At 68.1% G+C, this 20,040-nt stretch carries 21 protein-coding genes and 1 pseudogene; 9 read left to right on the top strand and 13 right to left on the bottom strand.

Annotation, left to right across the window (positions count from 1 at the left end):
* Positions 1-35: 35 nt before the first annotated feature.
* A complete protein-coding gene (locus OG817_RS35425) occupies positions 36-1,643 on the bottom strand; it encodes a LuxR C-terminal-related transcriptional regulator (protein ID WP_406049192.1) in 1,608 nt (535 codons plus the stop codon).
* 72 nt (positions 1,644-1,715) lie between these two features.
* Here OG817_RS35425 and OG817_RS35430 point away from each other — a divergent pair, with 72 nt between their 5' ends.
* Positions 1,716-2,285, top strand: a complete 570-nt coding sequence (locus OG817_RS35430) for a TetR/AcrR family transcriptional regulator (RefSeq protein ID WP_406049193.1) — start codon at positions 1,716-1,718, stop codon at positions 2,283-2,285.
* Between the two features lie 7 nt (positions 2,286-2,292).
* Here OG817_RS35430 and OG817_RS35435 read toward each other — a convergent pair whose 3' ends face one another.
* From OG817_RS35435 to OG817_RS35460, 6 genes and pseudogenes are all read right to left on the bottom strand, one after another.
* The gene (locus OG817_RS35435) at positions 2,293-2,676 is read right to left on the bottom strand and encodes an SDR family NAD(P)-dependent oxidoreductase (protein ID WP_406049195.1); all 384 of its coding nucleotides are present in this window, start codon (positions 2,674-2,676) and stop codon (positions 2,293-2,295) included.
* 130 nt (positions 2,677-2,806) lie between these two features.
* Positions 2,807-3,046, bottom strand: a pseudogene (locus tag OG817_RS35440) (SDR family NAD(P)-dependent oxidoreductase); the annotation flags it as partial.
* A gap of 277 nt (positions 3,047-3,323) precedes the next feature.
* Positions 3,324-4,238 (bottom strand): carbohydrate ABC transporter permease, encoded by a 915-nt coding sequence (locus OG817_RS35445; RefSeq protein WP_406049197.1) that lies wholly within the window; start codon positions 4,236-4,238, stop codon positions 3,324-3,326.
* Positions 4,231-5,169, bottom strand: coding sequence for a carbohydrate ABC transporter permease (locus OG817_RS35450; protein ID WP_406049198.1), 939 nt, complete (start codon positions 5,167-5,169; stop codon positions 4,231-4,233). The genes OG817_RS35445 and OG817_RS35450 overlap by 8 nt, the downstream gene beginning before the upstream one ends.
* A complete protein-coding gene (locus tag OG817_RS35455; RefSeq protein WP_406049200.1) occupies positions 5,166-6,440 on the bottom strand; it encodes an extracellular solute-binding protein in 1,275 nt (424 codons plus the stop codon). Before OG817_RS35455 ends, OG817_RS35450 begins: the two co-directional genes overlap by 4 nt.
* 149 nt (positions 6,441-6,589) lie before the next feature.
* Positions 6,590-7,660 carry a substrate-binding domain-containing protein gene (locus tag OG817_RS35460; protein WP_406049202.1) on the bottom strand — a complete coding sequence of 357 codons (1,071 nt, stop codon included), beginning with the start codon at positions 7,658-7,660 and terminating at the stop codon, positions 6,590-6,592.
* A gap of 100 nt (positions 7,661-7,760) precedes the next feature.
* Here OG817_RS35460 and OG817_RS35465 point away from each other — a divergent pair, with 100 nt between their 5' ends.
* The 4 genes from OG817_RS35465 to OG817_RS35480 all read left to right on the top strand — a co-directional run bounded on the left by OG817_RS35465 (position 7,761) and on the right by OG817_RS35480 (position 12,975).
* Positions 7,761-8,387, top strand: coding sequence for a DUF624 domain-containing protein (locus OG817_RS35465; RefSeq protein WP_406049204.1), 627 nt, complete (start codon positions 7,761-7,763; stop codon positions 8,385-8,387).
* A gap of 60 nt (positions 8,388-8,447) precedes the next feature.
* A complete protein-coding gene (locus tag OG817_RS35470) occupies positions 8,448-9,935 on the top strand; it encodes a DHA2 family efflux MFS transporter permease subunit (protein WP_406049205.1) in 1,488 nt (495 codons plus the stop codon).
* Between the two features lie 183 nt (positions 9,936-10,118).
* Positions 10,119-12,581: a Tex family protein gene (locus OG817_RS35475; RefSeq protein ID WP_406049207.1), complete on the top strand. Its 2,463-nt coding sequence runs from the start codon at positions 10,119-10,121 to the stop codon at positions 12,579-12,581.
* A gap of 217 nt (positions 12,582-12,798) precedes the next feature.
* Positions 12,799-12,975 (top strand): hypothetical protein, encoded by a 177-nt coding sequence (locus OG817_RS35480; RefSeq protein ID WP_406049208.1) that lies wholly within the window; start codon positions 12,799-12,801, stop codon positions 12,973-12,975.
* A 106-nt stretch (positions 12,976-13,081) separates the two neighbouring features.
* Here OG817_RS35480 and OG817_RS35485 read toward each other — a convergent pair whose 3' ends face one another.
* Both OG817_RS35485 and OG817_RS35490 read right to left on the bottom strand, forming a co-directional pair.
* Positions 13,082-13,318 carry a heavy-metal-associated domain-containing protein gene (locus OG817_RS35485; RefSeq protein WP_406049209.1) on the bottom strand — a complete coding sequence of 79 codons (237 nt, stop codon included), beginning with the start codon at positions 13,316-13,318 and terminating at the stop codon, positions 13,082-13,084.
* Positions 13,315-13,695, bottom strand: coding sequence for a nuclear transport factor 2 family protein (locus OG817_RS35490; RefSeq protein ID WP_406049211.1), 381 nt, complete (start codon positions 13,693-13,695; stop codon positions 13,315-13,317). Before OG817_RS35490 ends, OG817_RS35485 begins: the two co-directional genes overlap by 4 nt.
* Positions 13,696-13,732: 37 nt before the next feature.
* Between OG817_RS35490 and OG817_RS35495 the strand changes: the two genes are divergently transcribed.
* Positions 13,733-14,308 carry a TetR/AcrR family transcriptional regulator gene (locus OG817_RS35495; protein ID WP_406049212.1) on the top strand — a complete coding sequence of 192 codons (576 nt, stop codon included), beginning with the start codon at positions 13,733-13,735 and terminating at the stop codon, positions 14,306-14,308.
* 225 nt (positions 14,309-14,533) lie between these two features.
* Here the strand turns inward: OG817_RS35495 and OG817_RS35500 are convergent, their stop codons facing one another.
* Positions 14,534-15,307 carry a GNAT family N-acetyltransferase gene (locus tag OG817_RS35500; RefSeq protein ID WP_406049213.1) on the bottom strand — a complete coding sequence of 258 codons (774 nt, stop codon included), beginning with the start codon at positions 15,305-15,307 and terminating at the stop codon, positions 14,534-14,536.
* 9 nt (positions 15,308-15,316) lie between these two features.
* The gene (locus tag OG817_RS35505; RefSeq protein ID WP_406049214.1) at positions 15,317-15,757 is read right to left on the bottom strand and encodes a helix-turn-helix domain-containing protein; all 441 of its coding nucleotides are present in this window, start codon (positions 15,755-15,757) and stop codon (positions 15,317-15,319) included.
* Positions 15,758-15,839: 82 nt separating this feature from the next.
* Between OG817_RS35505 and OG817_RS35510 the strand changes: the two genes are divergently transcribed.
* From OG817_RS35510 to OG817_RS35520, 3 genes are all read left to right on the top strand, one after another.
* Positions 15,840-17,042 carry an MFS transporter gene (locus tag OG817_RS35510; protein WP_406049216.1) on the top strand — a complete coding sequence of 401 codons (1,203 nt, stop codon included), beginning with the start codon at positions 15,840-15,842 and terminating at the stop codon, positions 17,040-17,042.
* Between the two features lie 299 nt (positions 17,043-17,341).
* The gene (locus tag OG817_RS35515; RefSeq protein ID WP_131365786.1) at positions 17,342-17,536 is read left to right on the top strand and encodes a hypothetical protein; all 195 of its coding nucleotides are present in this window, start codon (positions 17,342-17,344) and stop codon (positions 17,534-17,536) included.
* Positions 17,533-17,847 (top strand): hypothetical protein, encoded by a 315-nt coding sequence (locus tag OG817_RS35520; RefSeq protein ID WP_360436835.1) that lies wholly within the window; start codon positions 17,533-17,535, stop codon positions 17,845-17,847. Before OG817_RS35515 ends, OG817_RS35520 begins: the two co-directional genes overlap by 4 nt.
* 155 nt (positions 17,848-18,002) lie before the next feature.
* Here OG817_RS35520 and OG817_RS35525 read toward each other — a convergent pair whose 3' ends face one another.
* Positions 18,003-18,755, bottom strand: coding sequence for a hypothetical protein (locus OG817_RS35525; RefSeq protein ID WP_406049218.1), 753 nt, complete (start codon positions 18,753-18,755; stop codon positions 18,003-18,005).
* 417 nt (positions 18,756-19,172) lie between these two features.
* Positions 19,173-19,973 carry a methyltransferase domain-containing protein gene (locus tag OG817_RS35530; protein ID WP_406049219.1) on the bottom strand — a complete coding sequence of 267 codons (801 nt, stop codon included), beginning with the start codon at positions 19,971-19,973 and terminating at the stop codon, positions 19,173-19,175.
* Positions 19,974-20,040 lie beyond the last annotated feature (67 nt).

Here is a 20,040-nt window from a genome sequence, read left to right on the forward strand (position 1 = left end):
CCCGATGCCCCGAGCGCTTCACCTGTTCAGGCCATCTACAGCAGGCCCAGCTGGGTCGCTCGGGAGACGGCCGCGGCGCGGGTCGAGCAGTCCAGCCGGGTGTAGATGTTCGCGACGTGCCGGTGCACGGTGTGCTCGCTGATCACCAGGCGGCCGGCGATCTCCCGATCCCCGAGGCCGCCCGCGATCAGACGCAGTACCTCGACCTGCCGCAAACTCAGCACCGTGCCCTGCAGACCGAGAGAGGTCAGCAACTCGGCCTGGTCCCGCCTCGGTACGGCGACCGCTGCAAGCGCCGTACGGGCCTCTCGACGAGCAGCATCGATGCGGCCGAGGGCCAGCAGACTCCGCGCGAGCTCCAACCGGGCATGCCCTGCCTCGAAGGGAGCCATGCCGTCGAACAGGTCGACCGCATCCTCGAAGCAGCGGCATGCCTTCGCGTGATCGCCGGCCGCGGCCGCCTGAAGTCCCTCGCCGAACCGTGCCGCCGCACGCAACGGCGGCGTGGCCACTGTCGCGGCGATCGCGCCGAACTCGGCCAGGTGGATCGCCGCCGACTCGTTGTCACCCAAGGCCGTCTCGGCCCGGACGAGAAGCTCGAGCGGCCAGGCACGAGCAACCGATCCTGCCGGAATCCGCCGCAGCATCCGGTGCAGCACGTCCCGCGCGGCGGCCGGGTCGTCCCGATCGAGGCAGAGCTCGGCCACGCCGCGACGGGCGAGCGGATGGGACGCGACCTCCTCGAACAACGCTGCTGCCTCAGCCGTCCGCCCTTGCCGGCGTCGCAGCTCGCCAAGGCGTACGACGGCCTCGGCCCGCCAGAACGGGCGTTTCGCGGTGAGGTCTTCGCGAGCACCGATCAGCTCCAGCTCCGCCTCGCTCCATCGACCGTGCCAGCCGAGGATCGCCGCGTAGTGCGCCCGGCAGACACCGGTGACGAACCGGGCCTCCATCCGCCGGCTGAACTCCTCGATCTGCCGGCACCACTGGGCGCCGCGCTCGTAGTCGCGGATCTCCTCGCAGGCGGACATCAGCCGGCAACACGTCCACGCGGCCGGCGCGAGATTCTCGTACTCTCCGCCGAGCGCGGCCGCCGTCGCCTCGTCGAGACACCGCATCCCCTGCTCGACGGCCCCGTCTTCCACCAGCGCAAGCCCCTCGGTGGCCAGGCTGAACATCTCCAGATCCACCGCGTGATGCCTCCGGCCGAGCTCGCGTGCTTCACCAGCGAGTTCACGCGCACGCTCGGTGTCGTGGCGCCCGAGCGCGGCGTGTGCGTCGAACACCCGAAGCCAGCCAAGCTCCGGACAGGACTCCAGCTCGTCGAGCAGCCGCGCGGCTCGGTTGAACCATCCCTCGGCAACCGCCCCAGCCCCGTAGAACTCGTTGTGGTCATCGCCCAGCCACAACGCCATCCTCGCCGCACCCCTCGCATCACCCGCCTCGCGGTACAGCCGGTACGCCTGCTCCCGCGCATCCAGGCAAGCCGCCGCGTCCTCAAGCCACCAGGTAGCCCAGCTCAGCCCTTCAAAGGCTTCCGCGGTTGCCGAAACCTCGAGAGCTCCTTCGAACCGCGCACGGGCGACCGGCCAGGCACCCTGCGAAAGGGCAGCCCGACCAGCCTCCAGGGCCTCGGCGTACATGAGGACCTCCTATCCCGCTGCCACCCGGCAACGCAAGGGGCGAGCCTCAGAGGTACGGCAGGAGAAGGGTGAATGCTAGACAATGTCTACGTGACTGGTGTCCCGTTGCGTGATCGGCTCGTTCAAGCCGGCGTCGAGTTGCTCGAGGAAGACGGCCTGGCGAACCTTTCGTTGCGCGCGATCACCCGGCGTACGGGCGTCTCGCACGGCGCCCCTCGGCGCTACTTCCCCACCCACAACTCGCTGCTCGCGGCCATCGCCGCCACCGGCCTGACCGACCTCGCGAGTCGTCTCCAAACCGCCGGCGTACGCCGTGAGTCCCCTGAGGAGCTGTTGGTCGTCGCAGCCAGGCGCTACCTGGAGTTCGCCGCCGAGCGGCCGGGCATGTTCGACCTGCTGTTCAGGCACGACCTGCTGGAAGGCGCCGGCGGGAACCTCCGCCAGCAATCACTCCCGCTCTTCCAGGTCTTCATCGACCTGGTCGCCCAGGTTCACCCCGACGATGCCCGCGACCGCGCCATCGCCCTCTGGACCAACATCCACGGCCTCGCAACCCTCCGAGCCACCCGAGCCCTGGACCTCCTCGCCACCACCGACCTCAACCCGATGGTGCGCCACGTGGTTCACGTTCACCTCAGCTGACAGACCGCTACCACGCCAGGAGATGGTGGTCGAGGTCTTCGTCCGCCGTGACCGCGATCCCGGTCGGACCGCCCGAAGCCAGCGTCGCCATCCGGATCGGCAACCGCGCGCCTTGTTCGGTGGTCAGCAAGCCGGCATGCCCGTTCTGGTCCGTTGCGACCGATCCAGGTGAGACGGCGTTGACAAGGATTCCCTCGGAACGCAGTTCGTTGGCGTACGCGACGGTTACGGCGTTCAGGGCGGTCTTCGAGGAGTTGTAGGCCAGCAGTTGCGGGAAGTTCTCGTCGGCCGACGCCAGGGTCAGTGAACCGAGGTCTCTGGTGAGGTTCACGATCCGCGCGGCGGCCGACCTGCGGAGCAGTGGCAGCATCGCGTTCGTGACCGCGACCACGCCCAACACGTTGGTCTCGTAGGTTCGCCGGATCTCGTCGAGCGACGTCGCACTCGGGCGGGCGGATCGGGGTGACGAGGGTGCCCGCGTTGTTGATCAGGATGTCGAGCGCTCCGGCGTCGTCAGCGATCGTGGCCGACGCCGCATCGACCGACCTCGGGTCCGTGACGTCCAACTGGACGAACCGTGCGTCGAGCCCGAGTGCGGTCAGTGCCGCCACAGACGCCGTACCGCGGTCGACGTCCCGGGCGCCGAGGAAGACGGTCATCCCCAGGTTGAGCAGTCCTTCGGCAACAGCCAGACCGATGCCCTTGTTGGCGCCGGTGACGAGCGCGGATCGCTGGACCGGATCGGTGCTGATGTCCATCATTCTCCGTCACGATTCTCACCTAGTGTCACCGCGGTGACGCGGCAGGTTACAATTGGTGGGAATTTAGCAGGGACCTACAGAAATCGTGCGGGGAGTCCACGAAAAAACCGCACGAATGATGTAACGGCGGCCACACTGTGCCGATAAACGGGTGAGCGACCTGGTGGGGGGCCACTTGGGGGAAAGCTCCGGTGTTTCTTCGGGACCACCGTGTGTTGGGGGGCCTCGCAGGTGCTCACCCGGGGCGGGGTGAGCACCTGTACGAGGACCAGGGCTGCTAGCCCTTGATGCCCACGTTCGCCATTCCTTCGACGAACCGCTTCTGGGCGAAGACGAACAGTACGATCATCGGCAGCGTCGCGAGCGCCGTACCCGCCATCAGGTACGGCCACTGGATCTCGGCCGGGTTCTGCGAGAAGATCGCCAGCCCCAGTTGCAGCGGGCGCATCGTGTCCGACGTGGTGATCATCAGCGGCCAGAGGAAACCGTTCCAGGCCGCCTCGATCTGGAACACGCAGATCGTGATCAGGGCCGGCTTGATCAGCGGCGTCATGATCCGCCAGAAGATGCCGAACTCACCGAGCCCGTCCACCCGGGCCGCCTGGGCCAGTTCGTCCGGCAGCGAGACGTAGAACTGCCGGGCCAGGAAGGTGAACAGCGGCGCCGCGCCGAGCGGGATGATCAGGCCCCACCACGAGTTCAGCCAGCCGATGCCGCCCTGGCCGAGGATGTTGTTCCCGCCGAACAGCGGGATCGACTTCACGATCAGGAACAGCGGCACCAGGATGATCTGGAACGGCACCAGCAGCAGGAGGATGAAGTAGCTCAGCAGCATCTTGCCGCCGCGCAGCGGCATCTTGGCCAGCGCGTAGCCGGCCGTCGTGCACACCGCGAGGGTGAAGGCGGTCTCGCCGACCGCGATGAACAGGCTGTTGCGGAAGTAGCGCAGGAACGGCGCGGTCTGCATCGCCTCGGAGAAGTTGCGCCAGCGCAGCTCCCCCGGCAACCAGGAGAACTTCATGATCTCCAGGTCGCTCTTGAACGCGGTCAGCACCATCCAGACGAACGGCGTGATCATCAGGATCGCGCCGACGATCAGTACGACGTACAACACGATCCGGCCCGGACGGACCGCCGACGGCTTGGTCGACGGCTTGGCGGATCCGACCGCCGGCAAGGTAGCGCTAGTCATTGGCATCCGCCTTCTGGAGGAAGCGCCCGACGCCGATGAAGAGCGCGATCACGATCATCATGATCACGGTCTCGGCGGACGCGTAGCCGAGTTTCAGGTCCTGGAAAGCGTTCTGGTAGATGTCCAGCACCAGCACGCGGGTCTCACTGCCGGGCCCGCCGCGGGTCATCACGTAGACCAGGTCGAAGACCTGGAAGGTGCCTACGATCGACGTGATCAGCACGAAGAACTGCACCGGCCCCAGCGCCGGCCAGGTCACGTTCCGGAACCGCTGCCAGCGGCTCGCGCCGTCCAGGTCGGCCGACTCCAGCAGATCGCGGGAGACGCCCTGCAACGCGGCCAGGTAGATGATGATCTTGGTCCCGAGCCCCTGCCAGATCCCGACCACCATCAGCGACGGCAGCGCGGTCGCCGGGTCGGCCAGCCAGCGGTTCGGGGCGAACCCGAACAGGCTGAGGAACCCGTTCGCCAGACCGGAGCCCGGGTTGTAGATCCACAGCCAGATGGTGGCGATGGCGACCGTGGCGGTCACCGTCGGGATGTAGAACGCGGTCCGGAAGAACCCGATCCCCCGGATCTTCTGGTTCAGCCCGACCGCGACGGCCAGCGAGATCGCCATCGAGATCGGGATCACCACGATCGCGTAGAGGACCGTGTGCCACAGCGACGCCAGGAAGTCGACGTCGCGGAACAGGTCGGCGTAGTTGCCGAACCCGACCCACGACCAGGTGTCACCGAAGCTGTAGTCGGTCAGGCTCAGCACCAGGACGGCGACCACCGGGATGACGATGAAGATGCCGGAGTGCAGCAGCGCCGGCGTCAGCAGGGCCCAGCCGGTCCGGACCTGACTGCGGAGCAGCGTGCCGCTGTCTTTGGACGGGGTGACCTTGCGCGGAGTGTCCAGTGCTGGACGTTCAAGAGTTGTGCTCATCGTGACTGTCCTGCCAGGTTGTGCAGCACCTTCGCGGGATCCTTCTGTCCGAGGACCGCCTGGGTGAGCTGGATGTCGAAGTTGCCGCGCATCTCGAGCCAGTTCGACGGCACCTCGTTCTCGTTCGCCGCGTAGACCAGTCCGTCGGCGACGAACTTGCTCAACGGGTTCGACTGCGCCTGCGGCGAGTTGCCGGCGTCCTTGTAGGCCGGGATCTTCTTGTTCAGCTTGGCGATCGCGTCCAGCGTGGTGGGCTTGGTCATCGCCTGGATGAAGGCCCACGCCGCGTCCTTGTGCCGGCTGCGGGATCCGATCGACGCCAGGTCGCCACCGACGTACTCGATCTGCTTGCCGCTGTCGAAGCGGAAGAACTTCAGGTCGTCGCAGTTCTTCTGGCCGATGCCCTTGTCGGAGCAGTCGACCGCACCGCCGACGATGCCCATCGCGGCCTCACCGGTGTACACCAGCGGCTGCTGGGCCGCGTTCGTCTGGCCGTACGGCTGGACGTTGTTGATCATCGACTTGATCCAGTTGAGCGTGTCCAGCCCGGCCTGGTTGTCGAAGGTCGGCTCGCCGTTGACGTAGAGCTGCGTGCCGGTGGAGGTGAGGAAGGTGACGAACGACTGCCGGAAACCGGTCGCGGAGGCGAGGTCGAACCCGCTCCGGGTGATGTTGCCGTCCTTGTCCCGTTTGGTCAGCTTCTCGGCCGCCGCCTTGATCTCGGTCAGCGAGGTCGGCGGCTTGTCCGGGTCCAGGCCGGCTTCGCGGAAGGCACTCTTCCGCAACGCGACCGCGCGGGCGTCGGCGACCAACGGGTACCCGTACAGCTTGCCGTCGTACGTCGCCGCCGGGATCAGCGCCGCGACGCTCTTCTCCTTGATCACGTCCGGCGTGACGCCGTAGTTGCCGAGATCGTCGAAGATCCGCTTCGAGGCGAACGGCTGGATCCAGCCGACGCCGGTGACCATCACGTCGTACGGGATGCCGGCCGCGATCGACGTGGACAGCTTCTCGTTGAGGTTGTTGTACGTCGCGAAGTCCGGCTCGACCTTCATCTTCGGATAGGCCTGGTGGAAATCGTCGACGACCTTCTGGAACTCCTCCCGGCCCTTGGTACTGGGCGGGAAGGACGGAAGCAGTATCCGCAGGGTGCCGGTGGCCTCGGCCGGAGGGACCCCGTCCGTGCTCTTGTCGATCACCCCGTTGCCACAACTGCTGACCACGACGCTGAGCGCCGCCGCCAGCAAGGTCAGTCCCACACCACGTCTCACAGGGGAACTCCTTCGCTGCCGAACCTGTTTCGGGCGGGTCCGGGGGGCCGGGCCAGCACCAGGTGCAGCGAAAGTATGGGAAAGGGCTTTCCTCGTCAATACCTTGACGCTCGAATGATCACATTCGATCAAATCCGGAACCGGACCGATCAGTGCAGGGCCGGTTGAAGCGCTCCACACGAGGATCGGATCCGCAGTTCCGGGAGCAGGCTGAGGTGCTGGACCGCGGCCGGACGGGGCGCGCCGGCCTCGAGGCGGCGGAGCAGCAGCTCGCAGGCGGTGCCGCCGAGGATGAACTTGGCCGGGCTGACAGCGGTCAGCGGTACGACGGCCAGCGCGGCGGTCACGTCGTTGTACGCGATCACGGCCAGATCCTCCGGAACCCGCAGCCCGAGCTCCATCGCCCGCTCGACCAGCCGCGCGGCGTGCTCGTCGGAGTGGATCAGGACCGCGCGGGTGCCGAACGACTCGCACTCGGCCAGGAACGCGTCGAGCTGCGCGAGCGTGGCCGCATCCTTCCCCTCCATCGGCAGGTCGACCGGCGACAGGAACAGCTCCACACCCAGCGTCGACGCGGCCGCCTCGATCCCACGCCGCAGCCAGTACGCCGTCACCGTCGCCTGCAGGTTGACCGCGATCCGCCGGTGCCCGAGGGCCGCGAAGTGACGCAGCGCCAGCATCGCGCCGTACTCGTGGTCGGTCCGGACGTAGTCGTACTCGCGCGCCACCTGCGGGAATCCGAACGCCCGCTCCATCAGCACCAGCGGTACTTCGATGTCGTCCAGGCGCGAGCCGACCTTGTCGGCGTCCGCGTCGCCGAGCGCGGTGCTGAGCAGCAGACCGGTCACCCCGGCCCCCAGCACCTTGTCGATCCGCTCCTGCTCGATCGTCGCGTCGTAGCTCGATACCCCGAGCACCAGGCGGGCGCCATGCCGGTCCGCCATCGCCTGGGCGCCGCGGATCACGTCGGAGTAGTACGTCGCCGCACTCGGTACGACGATCCCGATCGTGGGCCGGCCGCCGGCGGTGTGGTCGGCCGAGGTGATGCCGAGAGCGCCGCCGTGGACCCGGCGGAGGAGTCCGGCCGAATCCAGTTCGGCGAGATCCCGGCGTACTGTGATCGCGGAAACGCCGAGCTCGGCGACCAGCTCGGCCACCCGGAGCCGGCCGTGCCGGTGCAGGCCCCGCAGGATCAGCTCGTGGCGCTCCGGTGCAAGCATGCGGTCCCCTGTGCTGTGGCCCAGTCTGGCGCAGTATGTGGCGCGTGATTGTTCGTGATCATACGATCAGGCACGCTCACACGGAACGAGGAGGCAATCGGTGGAAGGCGCCGGCCGGACCAGCACTGTGCTGTCCAAGCTGTCGATCATCGGCGACCTGCTGATGCTGCAGCTGGTCTTCCTGGTGCTCTCGTTCGGCATCGTCACGCTGTTCCCGGCGGCGTTCGCGCTGCAACGGGTGCTGCCGGACGCGATCAGCCAGGACCGGCCGTCGCTGCTGCGGCGGTTCTTCAAGGAGTTCGGCTGGGCGTTCCGGCGGTTCTGGCTGACCGGGATCGGGCTCTACCTCGGCGGGCTGCTGCTCGCCTTCGGGATCGCGTTCTGGGCGTACTCCGGCGGCGGGGCGCGGGTCTTCGCCCTCGCGGTGCTGATCCCGCTCACCGGGATGATCCTCGGGCTCTACCTGAGCGCGCTCGCGCTGCTGCCCGAGGCGGACGACGACACGTCCATGAAGACGCTCTTCCGGTCGGCGAACCTCTTCCTGCTCCGCCGCTCACTCCCGGTGGCCGGCGGCGTGATCGTCCTGCTCACCTGGTTCGCGCTCGCCTCCCAGCTCCCGACGCTGCTGGTGGTCGGTTCCGGCCTGGTTCCGGCCCTGGTCGGGTACTGGTTGTCCCGGGTTGGTCACACGGGCTCGAAAAAAGATTCTGGGGACGTGTCAATCTGAGCCCTCCTGGTCCGACGTAAGGGTGTAAAGGCCCTCACAAGGACTCAAGGAGACCCCAAGATGTACGCGACGACCGAAACCCTGGCGACTTCGCCGGCCGCGCAGGGCGGCCGCTCGCGCTGGCTGGCCCTCTACACGCTGTGCGCGGGCATGTTGATGATCGTGCTCGACGTCACCGTGGTGAACGTGGCCCTGCCGGCCATCCAGGACGACCTCGGCTTCACCAGTTCCTCGCTGGCGTGGGTGGTGAACGCCTACCTGATCGCATTCGGCGGCCTGCTCCTGCTGGCCGGCCGGCTCGGCGACCTGCTCGGCCGCCGCAACATCTTCACCGCCGGCCTGGTCATCTTCACCGCCGCCTCGGTGCTGTGCGGACTGGCCCAGTCCCAGGAGGTGCTCGTCATCGCCCGGTTCGTCCAGGGTGTCGGCGGCGCACTGACCTCCGCGGTGATCCTGGGCATGATCGTGACCCTGTTCCCCGAGCCGCGGGACCAGGCCAAGGCGATCGGCGTCTACGCCTTCGTCGCGTCGGCCGGTGGCTCGATCGGTCTGCTGGCCGGTGGTGTGCTGACCCAGGCGATCAACTGGCACTGGATCTTCTTCGTCAACCTGCCGATCGGCGCGCTGACCGCCGTACTGGCCGTCAAGCTGATCGACAAGGACAAGGGCCTCGGCCTGGGCCGCGGCACCGACGTACCGGGCGCTGTCCTGATCACCGCCGCGCTGATGGTCGGCGTGTTCACCATCGTCAAGCCGGCCGCCGAGCTGGGCTGGACCGCACCGCGGACCGTCGTACTGGGCCTGGTGACGCTGACCCTGCTGGCCGCTTTCATCGTCCGTGAGGCGACCGCCGCGAACCCGCTGGTGCCGCTGCGGATCTTCCGCTCCCGCAACCTGACCGGTGCGAACCTGGTCCAGGCGCTGTCCAGCTCGGGCATGTTCGGCATCTTCTTCCTCGGCTCGCTGTACCTGCAGCGGGTGCTCGGGTACTCCGCTCTGGAGATCGGACTGGCGTTCCTGCCGACCACTGTGGTGATGGGGCTGCTGTCGGTGAGGTACTCCGAGAAGCTGGTCATGCGATTCGGCCCCCGTCGTCCGCTGATCGCCGGACTGACACTGATCGTGGTCGGGCTGCTGCTCTTCACGCAGGCTCCTGTCGGTGGCAACTACTTCGTCCACGTGCTGCCGGTGCTGGTGCTGCTGGGCCTGGGTGGCGGCGTCTGCTTCCCGGCTCTGATGGGGCTGTCGATGGCTGACGTGAAGCCTGAGGACGCGGGGCTGGCCTCCGGTCTGATCGGTACCACCGCCGAGGTTGGCGCCGCCCTGGGCCTGGCCGTCCTGGCCACGCTGTCCGCAACCCGCACCGAGGCGGTCGCGTCGACCAAGCCGGCGCTGGAGGCTCTGACCGACGGCTACCACCTGTCGTTCGCCATCGCTGCCGCGATCGTCGCCGCTGCCGTGGCCATCGCCTACACGCTGATGCGCCCCGCCAAGCAGGCCGACGAGACCGAGACCGAGACTGACGACCTGGTCCTCGACGCCGCCTGACAACGTACGCCGAACTCCCCGCGACCACCCCGGTCGCGGGGAGTTCGGCGTACCGGGGTCCCGGGGTTTGTCCACAGGGGGTGGGACGGGGGTTTCGGGGTGGGGGGTGGGATGGGGAAGGATATGGGCCGACGGGGCGGTGGATGCTCGTCGGTCAGTTGATCGGTAGAGGGGAATCGGACAGTGGTCGTGCAGTCGGTGGAGCAGCGGATCGCCGGGGAACTGGAGGTCGGCGAGAACCAGGTGCGGGCAGCGGTGACGCTGCTGGACGAAGGGTCGACGGTCCCGTTCATCGCGCGGTACCGCAAAGAGGTCACCGGGATGCTCGACGACGCGCAGTTGCGCACGATCGAGGAACGCCTGCGCTACCTGCGTGAGCTGGAGGAACGCCGCCAGACGGTGCTCGAGTCGATCGACAGCCAGGGCAAGCTCGACGACGCGCTCAAGGCCTCGATCCTCGCGGCCGACACCAAGTCCCGGCTCGAGGACATCTACCTGCCGTTCAAGCCGAAACGGCGGACCAAGGCGATGATCGCCCGGGAGAACGGTCTCGAGCCGCTCGCCGACGGGCTGATGGCCGACCCGGACGTCGAGCCGTTCGCCGCGGCCGCCGTGTTCGTCAACGCGGAGGTCCCGGACCCGCAGGCGGCGCTGGACGGTGCCCGCGCGATCCTGGTCGAGCGGTTCGCCGAGGACGCCGACCTGATCGGCGAGCTGCGTGAGCGGCTGTGGACGCAGGGCCGGCTCGCGTCGGCGGTGCGCGAGGGCAAGGAGACCGACGGCGCGAAGTTCTCGGACTACTTCGACTTCGACGAGCCGTTCACGAAGATGCCGTCACACCGGATCCTCGCGATGTTCCGCGGCGAGAAGGAAGACGTACTGACGCTGACGGTCGAGCCGCTGCCCGCCGGTGTCGAGGCCGACGGCCCGACCGAGTACGAGACCACCGTCGCCCGCAAGGTCGGCGTGGAGAACCAGGGCCGCCCGGCCGACAAGTGGCTGGTCGAGACGGTCCGCTGGGCCTGGCGGACGAAGATCCTGGTCCACCTCGGCATCGACCTGCGGATGCGCCTGCGGCAGCTCGCCGAGGACGAGGCGATCCGGGTGTTCGCGGCCAACCTGCGTGACCTGCTCCTGGCCGCTCCGGCCGGCACCCGCGCGACGATGGGCCTGGACCCGGGCTTCCGGACCGGCGTGAAGGTCGCCGTCGTCGACGCCACCGGCAAGGTGGTCAACACCGGCGTCATCTACCCGCACGTCCCGCAGAACCAGTGGGACAAGTCGATCGCCACGCTGGCCGCGCTGGCCGCCGCGCACAACGTCGAGCTGATTGCCATCGGCAACGGTACGGCGTCGCGCGAGACGGACAAGCTGGCCGCGGCGCTGATCACCAAGCACCCCGAGCTCAAGCTCACCAAGGCGGTCGTGTCCGAGGCCGGCGCATCGGTGTACTCGGCGTCGGCGTTCGCCTCCCAGGAACTGCCGGGGATGGACGTGTCGCTGCGCGGCGCGGTCTCGATCGCGCGCCGGCTGCAGGACCCGCTGGCCGAGTTGGTGAAGATCGATCCGAAGTCGATCGGCGTCGGGCAGTACCAGCACGACCTGGCCGAGAACTCGCTGTCCCGTTCGCTCGACGCGGTGGTCGAGGACTGTGTGAACGCGGTCGGTGTCGACCTCAACACCGCGTCGGCGCCGCTGCTGACCCGCGTCTCCGGCATCACCCAAGGGCTGGCCGACAACATCGTCCTGCATCGCGATCAGAACGGGCCGTTCACGTCCCGGACGGCGCTGAAGGAGGTGCCACGGCTCGGGCCGAAGGCGTTCGAGCAGGCGGCCGGATTCCTCCGGATCCCCGACGGCGACGACCCGCTGGACGCGTCCAGCGTGCACCCCGAGGCCTACCCCGTCGTACGGCGGATCCTGGACGCGACCGGGGCGGACGTGAAGTCGCTGATCGGGTCGTCGGAGTTGAAGCGGCTGAAGGCGGCGGACTTCGTCGACGACATGTTCGGGCTGCCGACGGTGACGGACATCCTGGCCGAGCTGGAGAAGCCCGGGCGGGATCCGCGGCCGGCGTTCAAGACCGCGGTCTTCGCCGAGGGCGTCGACAAGATCGCCGACCTGAAGCCGGGGATGCGGCTGGAGGGCCAGGTCACCAACGTGGCCGCGTTCGGTGCGTTCATCGACATCGGCGTACACCAGGACGGGCTCGCCCATGTGTCCGCGCTGTCGAAGAACTACGTCAAGGACCCGCGCGAGGTGGTCAAGCCCGGCGACATCGTCACCGTGAAGGTGCTCGAGGTCGACATTCCCCGCAAGCGGATCTCCCTCACCCTCCGCCTCGATGACGAGGTGGGCAGCGGCCCCCGCACGTCCGGCGGCCAGGGCAACCGCGGTCAGGGCGGACGCAGACCCGGCGGCCAGGGCGGCGGACGCGGGGCGGGTGGCGGTCAGGGCGGACGCGGGCCCGGCGGTCAGGGCGGACGCGGGGCCGGCGGTCAGGGCGGCGGACGCGGACAGGGTGGACGTGGTCAGGGCGACCGGAACAAGGGCGGTCAGGACCGCGGCAGCTCCAAGGCCGACACCCCGATGGACGAGACGTCCCTCGCCGATGCGTTCCGCAAGGCGGGCTTCACCGTCCGCTGAGCTCCCGATGTCGAGGGGTGGCGACCGCTTCCGACGTACCAGCTGAACCTACGAGGAGAGCTGATGCGCGAACTGGTCGTCACCCAGAACATCACAGTGGACGGCGTGGTGGAGGCGGGCGACGCAGATGATCTACCGTCGTACGGAGTGATCACAGCCTTTTCACGAGAACCGAAAGGTCGGTGCCGTCGGCCCCTTTCTGCCTAGGGTCGATGACATGACCAGAGCCAAGAGAAGACTGATCATGACCGGACTGGCCGCGGTTGCAGCGGCCGGCTTCTTCGTGAGCGCTCCGCTGACCGCATCCGCGGGACCGACCAACGAGACCTTCAGTGCCTACGACAGGTGCGAGGCACGTGCGGCAGAGATCCGCGACGGCTCCACCGGCGCCTGATCCGCGCCCACAAGCTAGGTTGCTCACTGGCAGGTTTGCCCACTGGCGGGTTGTTTGCCCGCTGACCGGCTATATGCCGCCAGTGACCACACAACCCGCCAGCGGATCAGCAGGCGCGGGCCTCCCTGGGACCGCGAGCGTCGGCGAGCTCGTAGCCGGCCGCCTCTATCGCAGTTCGGATGGCGGTCGGCTGGAGGGCCTGATCGCTGGTGATCGTGACGGTCTCCGTCGGCAGATCGACCACTACGGAAACCACACCAGGCAACGTCTTCAGCTCGTCGGTCACGAAGTTCACACAGTGACCGCAGCTCATCCCCAGCACCCGGAATTCCTGCGTGCTCATCGAGCGGTCACGTCCCGGGTCGCTTGCGTCGTACGGCGCATCCGGCCGTCGGGTGCGAGTTCCCCGAACAGGTAGACCTCGGTCGAGATCGTCCGGCCCTGTCGCAGCTGGGCGTGGATCGTGAACCGCGCCGCCAGCCGGTCAGCGGTCCGGATCGCCTCGTGGACGTCGTACTCCCAGCTCAGCAGGTTCTTCCGGATCGGGCGCAGGTGCGCGACCAGCCGCTGCCGGTCCAGCGTGACACCGTCGGCGGTCTGCTCCACGTCGGGCGTGTAGTAACGATCCACCGCCGCCTCGGCGTCACCGCCCGCCACGACCTCGCGCGTGAACGAGTCGAAGAAGTCCGCGACGAACTCTCGTGCGCTTAACTCTGACATGCTGTCAAAGATAATCGCATCCACTAACCTTGACAAGGTGTCAAACAAAGAGCCGGTACGACGCAGGCGCCGCGCGGACGCGGATCGGAGCCGGACCGCGATCCTGACGGCCGCCATCACGCTGCTGGACGAGCGGCCCGACGCGGGGATGGAAGCCGTCGCTTCGGCCGCCGGCGTCACCCGGCAGACCGTCTATGCCCACTTCGCGTCCCGCGACGTCCTGCTCGACGCCGTCATCGACGAACTCACCCGGGAGACGATGGCGGCGATCGACGCTCTCGGTCTCGGCCACGGACCGGCACTGGACACACTGCTCGACCTGATCGACCTCGGCTGGCGGAGCTTCGAGAGACATCCGGTGCTCCTTCACCTACCGCAGTCCGCCGGCCAGGACGAGCGCCACGATCCGGTGGTGGAACGGCTCGAACGGCTGATCCGCCGCGGTCAGCGCGCCGGCGAGATCACCCGCGACCTGCCGCTCAACTGGCTGGTCGCGGCATTGATCGCCCTCGGCCACACGGCGGGCGAGGCAGTAGCCACCAACCGGCTGCCGGCCCGGAGAGCCACCGCCGCCCTCCGAGCCAGCGCCGTACGCCTCCTGCAGCCAAGCTGAGGTCGTCAGTTGTGGACGGTTTTCAGCACAGCGCCCGCCTTGTCGTACGTCAGCGTGTACTTGCCGGTGCCGTGCGGGTCCGGGTCGAACCAGGACAGTGCGTACCAGCCGTCCTTGACCGTGATCTCATGGACGTTGCGGCTGCCTGCCGGTGCGATCCGGATCCGCGCGATGTTCGAGGCCTCCTCAGTACGGAGCCGGGGTCCACCGAGGTTGCATCGTGGATCAGCGGAGATCGGCGAGGTGGCCGCCGGGGTCGCCGAGGTGGACGGCGGTGGCCCTGGGCGTGAAGCCGAGGCGGCGGTAGATGCGGTCCGAGCCGTCGTCGCCGGGGGTGAGCCAAGCGAGAGTGGCGCCGCCCAACTCGAAGGACTGCCGAGTCGCGTACGCCGTCACGATCGCGCCGAGACCCCGGCGGCGATGACTGTGGATCGTGCTGACGCCGGCGATCTCGGTGACGCCGTCCGAGACTGCGCCCCAGGACGCACTCGCCACGGGAACACCGTCGACGCGCAGCAGGATCCACCCACCACCCGCAGGATCGGGCTCAAAGGCGACCGCGGCATCCTCGGACTCGTAGGCCTCGACGGAGACGGCGTTCGCCTCAGCCTGCTCCTCCTCGGAGCTCACCACGGACACGACGACGTCCGGAAGGTCAGGTTCCAGAAGACCGGCCGGCTCCACGGCCAGCAGTGGCGGCCGCGAGGCGATCGTCATCCCGTTGGTCTCGAGTACGTCGGCCAGGCCGGGACTGGCCTCGTCGATCAACTCGGCGCTCAGCCACCGCCCCTCGGCCGCGAACGCCCTGCGAATGATCGCCAGCGCTTCCGGTACGGCGTCCTGATCGAACGGCTCACCGGGTTCGGTGGCGACCAGTCCCGACAGGTACCAGGTGTCGTCGTCGTGCAGCAATCCGGTCAACGGTCCCGCGACGATCTGCCGCCGCGATGCCGCTCGACCCGCCAACTGCGCCCGCGCGATCCGCGCCCCAATGTCCATGATCGGACCCTACGGTGCGCGCGTCGCACTGGACCCGGTTTCGGCCAGCAGCAGAAGATCCAGCAGCCGGCCGAGATCGGCATCCACCGGCGCGCGACCCAGCGCGCCGGCCAACGCGTCGAGAGTCCGGATCACGTCGGCCCGAACGGCAGGCCGGGATCGGGACTGAGCGGCGGCAAGGGTGTTGATGACCTGCGCGGATCGATCAGACCCGCTCAGCAACCCGGCGCCGATCGAGGGCGGCTCTGCCACCGGCTCGTCGGCGATGCCGACCTCGAGCCGAGCGCCCAGGGCGGTGGCCAGCCGGTCCAGAGCAGAGACCGTCGGATTGCCGCGACCGTTCTCCAGGTTGGCGATGTACGGGACGGACAGACCGGCGTCGACGGCGACCGACGCGATCGTGCGGCCGGCCGCCTTGCGACGCTCGCGGAGGACTTCACCCAGTTCCACACCCGCCACTCTATTCCCAGAAGACATATTCTGAGAAAACACTCTTGTTCGAATCTATCTTCACAAGATAGTGTCTCGCTCCATGAAGACTCTGGGGAACCGTGACTTCCGCCGGCTGTGGATCAGCGGCGGCGTGTCCGGCATCGGCTCGTGGTTGCTGATCGTCGCCATCCCGTTCTACGTGTTCGACCTGACCGGCTCCACGGTCGCGACCGGCCTCGTACTCGCCCTGGAGGCACTCCCCGCGCTGGTCCTCGGGCCGTGGGCAGGGGCGTTGCTCGACCGCTGGGATCTCACCCGCGCGATGTGGATCGCGGACCTGGTCAGCGCCGCCGCGGTCGCGCTGATTCTGTTCGCCGACGCGGATCGCCTCTGGCCGATCTACCTGGCGATCCTCGCCGAGAATGTCGCGACGATGGTGTTCCGCCCGGCCTCGCGGGCTTTGCTTCCCGCCGTCGTCGGCACCGGCGACGAACTCGCGGCGGCCAACGCGCTGAATGCCTTCACAGGCAGCGCGATCCGCCTGGCCGCCCCACCGCTCGGCGCCCTTCTCCTCGCCGGTCCCGGCATCAAGTTCGTCCTGGCCGCCGACATCGCCAGCTATCTGATCTCCGCTGCAGTCATCGCGACAGTCCGCACCCATCGCCACGCGGCCACCCCAAGCACCAGCGACAGCCCGCTCGCCGGTTTCCAGTACGTCGCCCGCAACCGAGTACTGCGCGGGATCCTGCTCGGCCAGACGATCTTCCTCACCGCGAACGCCGGCCTGACCGCCCTGCTCGTCCCGTTCACCGTCGACCGCCTGCACGCACCCGGCTATGTGCTCGGCTATCTGATCTCGGGGCTCGGCGCCGGCTATCTACTCGGCGCGGCCTTGAGCACCAGAGTCCAGACCTGGTTGAGCATCCGCGACATCCTCGCTGTCACCCAGTTCGCGACCGCCGCCGCGTTCTTCGCTCTCTTCAACGCCCCGAACGTCCCTTGGGCGATCGCCGCCGCCGTACTGATCGGCCTCCCGGGCAGCGTGCTGCTGATCACCGCGCAGACCGCGATCCAGCGCACCGCACCACCGGCCATGCTCGGCCGCATCGGCGCACTCTTCTTCGCGGCGGACTCCTTGGCTCTGCTCGTCGGCGCACTCGCCGCTCCGGCGGTGACACTGCTCCTCGATCTCCCGCTGACCCTCAATCTACTGGCGGCCTTCGCGGTCCTCGCGACACCGCTGACGCTGGTCGCCGTACCGGGTCATCCGGCACATTTCACCCGGACGCATACCGGTGCGTAAGCGGGTGGTCGCAAACGGTCAGCAGGACATCCAACAATTCGACCGGCCTCGAAAAGTGAGAGCTGCCAAATCGTTATCGGCACATTCCTGCAACCATTCTTGACAGCCATTCCGGCCCGCTCGGAGAGCCCTTCCCGACGGCTCTGACCAGCGAATTCGAAGGTTTCCCTACTCTGCGTTAGGTGTCTGTAAAGGTCCCTTCGAAACTGTTCCGAAGGACACGCGCGGTGAGGTGTTCTTTACTCAGCAGCGGACAAAGCCGTCCGCGGCCACCGATCGACTCACCACAGGGAACGAAGATGACCGAGACGCTCGAATCCCCCGCCTCGCACCGCCGGGTGCGGGTCTGGTTCGGCGCTCACCCGATCGCGGACCACACGGCCGCGGTGGAGCAGGCAGCGCAGTACGAGGAAGCAATGCGGCGGCGGTTCGCGTCCCTGAGGGTGACGAGCGAGCCGGTGCTGGTGGACAGTACGGCGGAGCCGGGACGATGACGACCCGGCCGACGCTTCTCGGGTACGTCCGGGCCGACGCGCTCAGTTGCGCGGAGGAGCTGGCCGCCGCGACGGATTCACTCGTCGCCTTCGCCAGTGCCGAGGGCTACACCCTCGGGACGGTCTACACCGAGCGCGACGCGGCCGAGTCCACCGCCTTCCACGCACTGCTCGAAGAGGTGAAGCGGTCCGGCGTCCACGCGGTCGTCGTACCGACGATGAACCACCTCGGCACGGTCGGCACTCCGGCGGCGACGCAGCAACACCTCGAGTTCCACCAGGCACATGTCTGGGCGGCTGACTCGAGATAACTCCACACAGGCAAGCGGAGCTGACGTCTTGACCCCTGCATCGGCGTCGGTTCCGCTCTCCACCTCCACAGCTGCACCGGGAATGCCCGGGCGGTAGTGGACCACCAAGGCCCCACCGGCTGCTACCGGTGGGGCCTTGTCGATGGTCGGCCCGATCAGGCGACGATCGTGTAGCCGTAGCGCTTCATCAGGTCGGCGACGGCCGGGTAGAAGGTCGCGGTGGGATGGATCTTGAAGTGCTGCTGCACCTTGGTCATCACCTGCCGGAAGTGCAGGTGCCACGGCACACCCGGCGCGGGAACGGTCTCGTGCTTGCTGATCGCGCCGACCTTCGGGTGCGCCGCCCAGGCCATCACCCGGGCCCGGTCGGCAGCCCACACACCAGTCATGACGTCGTGCGTCCGCGCGTACGCCATCGCTGCGAGCGAGATGGTCGAGTCCGGCTTCGGCTGCGCCGGCGGGTGCGCCTTCAGGTAGAGCTCCCAGGTCATCCCGTAGTACCCGGGCGGGCCGTCGTCCTTGCCGCGATTCGCCAGTCCGTCGCGCTTGCGGCGGTACTCCGCGACCTGGTGCGCCGCGCCACGGGACAGATCCTTGTCGCCGACCGCGATCCCGTGCACGTGGTACGGCCAGTTGCCCTGCGCCGGCGTCCGCAGCCAGGCCGCGAACCCGACCTGCCGCATCGCCTTCACCACCGCGACCCGCTGCGCGGCGCTCTTCGACGCCACGTCGATGTCGATCGCACCGCCACCGTCGTGCGTCCCGGCCGAGGCCTCGACGCCGCCCTTGTTGTACGACCCCTGCAGGACGGCGAACTTCGAGTGGTACAGCTTCTCCGCGGCCTCGACCATCGCCACGGTCCGCTTGTTCAACTGCTTGCCGCGCCAGACGATCCTTGCCTCAGGCATCGTCTTCCTCACTGGCCGGGCCGAGGATCAGGTCCGCGTCCTCCGCGGCCCCGAGCGCCTCGAGCCGATCCAGGTCGGCCTCGCTCAACTCGTCGTCGAACAGCTCTGACATGGTGCTGTGTCCTTCCCCCGGACGTTCCGCGACCGGGCGGCGCGCGGAATTCGCCGGACAGCGTAGGCGGCGGTGGGGTCGGTTCTTGCGGCCGAACGTTTGAAGAACGTGAAGTTTCGGCACCGACCGCGCGCCTCGACGTGTGCGTACGCGGAGATGGGGTACCTGTAGGTGGTCCCGCGGTTCGGTCAGCGCCATTCGGGCATGGGTGGAGTTCACCGAGCCGCGAGTTCTCCCACTGAGGGGCGGGAGAACGACCGGCCCCGGCGGGCGTGCTCCCAGGCGCGCCCGCCGAGTCGGAGCCCTCAGAGAGCCGACGCGACCAACAGGTAGCGGTTCAGGCTGAAGAAGTAGCCCGCGCCGAGCGAGCGCAGGTCATCGGCCCATGCCTGGGCCTCCTCGGCCGTGACCTCACCATGACCGGGAACGAAGTCGCCGACGATGTCGATCAGGCCGGAACTGTAGGTGTGCTGGTCGTACCCCGCGTTCAGGATCGGCACCACCTGCCGGTGAGTGACGGTGAAACCGGACTTGGCCACTACGCCGGCCAGCGTCCGGGGCAGATGCGGATCCGCGAGATGGTCCTCGAACGCCGTCAGCACCCGGCCCATCCGGACGTCGTCGGTCGACCGCCACACCACCGAACCCCAGTCCGTGTCCAGCAGTACGACGCGACCCGCGGGACGCAGCACCCGGCGTACCTCGTCCAAGGCGCTCGGGACGTCGTCGATGTACTCGAAGACCTGGGTGGAGACGACCACATCGAAGCTCTCCGAGGCGTGCGGGATCCGGTCCGCGGACGCCAGTTCGAGTTCGATACCCGGCCCGCCGGGCACCTCGGCACGAGCACTGGCGATCGCGAGCATGCTGTCGCTGATGTCGATCCCGCAGATCCGCCCACTCGGCCCGACCTCGGCCGCCATCTCCTCGGCCAGGAGCCCCGGCCCGACACCGACGTCCAGCACCCGATCTCCCGGCCGCAGGGCCAGCGCGGTCCGCACCACCCGTCGCTGCTCGATCACGTCCGGAGTCGTGTACATCGTCTCCATCTGCCGCGACACTTCAGGATCGAACTGCAAACCGTTCACGCCGGTCTCTCCGCCCATACCTTCATCATCAACCGCGACCTGCCATCGCGGGGAGACTCCACGCGGTACGTAATTCGGACGCGCT

Origin of the sequence: Kribbella sp. NBC_00889, from assembly GCF_045207705.1 — a bacterium.
GTDB lineage: Bacteria > Actinomycetota > Actinomycetes > Propionibacteriales > Kribbellaceae > Kribbella.

Bases quoted from the DNA above. Each gene is read 5' to 3' on its own strand.
- OG817_RS35430 (WP_406049193.1), top strand. From the start codon at position 1,716: ATGCTAGACAATGTCTACGTGACTGGTGTCCCGTTGCGTGATCGGCTC.
- OG817_RS35460 (WP_406049202.1), bottom strand. From the start codon at position 7,660: ATGCTTGCACCGGAGCGCCACGAGCTGATCCTGCGGGGCCTGCACCGG.
- OG817_RS35450 (WP_406049198.1), bottom strand. From the start codon at position 5,169: ATGAGCACAACTCTTGAACGTCCAGCACTGGACACTCCGCGCAAGGTC.
- OG817_RS35500 (WP_406049213.1), bottom strand. From the start codon at position 15,307: ATGGACATTGGGGCGCGGATCGCGCGGGCGCAGTTGGCGGGTCGAGCG.
- OG817_RS35530 (WP_406049219.1), bottom strand. From the start codon at position 19,973: ATGGGCGGAGAGACCGGCGTGAACGGTTTGCAGTTCGATCCTGAAGTG.
- OG817_RS35515 (WP_131365786.1), top strand. From the start codon at position 17,342: ATGACCGAGACGCTCGAATCCCCCGCCTCGCACCGCCGGGTGCGGGTC.
- OG817_RS35525 (WP_406049218.1), bottom strand. From the start codon at position 18,755: ATGCCTGAGGCAAGGATCGTCTGGCGCGGCAAGCAGTTGAACAAGCGG.
- OG817_RS35470 (WP_406049205.1), top strand. From the start codon at position 8,448: ATGTACGCGACGACCGAAACCCTGGCGACTTCGCCGGCCGCGCAGGGC.
- OG817_RS35445 (WP_406049197.1), bottom strand. From the start codon at position 4,238: ATGACTAGCGCTACCTTGCCGGCGGTCGGATCCGCCAAGCCGTCGACC.
- OG817_RS35425 (WP_406049192.1), bottom strand. From the start codon at position 1,643: ATGTACGCCGAGGCCCTGGAGGCTGGTCGGGCTGCCCTTTCGCAGGGT.
- OG817_RS35480 (WP_406049208.1), top strand. From the start codon at position 12,799: ATGACCAGAGCCAAGAGAAGACTGATCATGACCGGACTGGCCGCGGTT.
- OG817_RS35490 (WP_406049211.1), bottom strand. From the start codon at position 13,695: ATGTCAGAGTTAAGCGCACGAGAGTTCGTCGCGGACTTCTTCGACTCG.
- OG817_RS35510 (WP_406049216.1), top strand. From the start codon at position 15,840: ATGAAGACTCTGGGGAACCGTGACTTCCGCCGGCTGTGGATCAGCGGC.
- OG817_RS35520 (WP_360436835.1), top strand. From the start codon at position 17,533: ATGACGACCCGGCCGACGCTTCTCGGGTACGTCCGGGCCGACGCGCTC.
- OG817_RS35485 (WP_406049209.1), bottom strand. From the start codon at position 13,318: ATGAGCACGCAGGAATTCCGGGTGCTGGGGATGAGCTGCGGTCACTGT.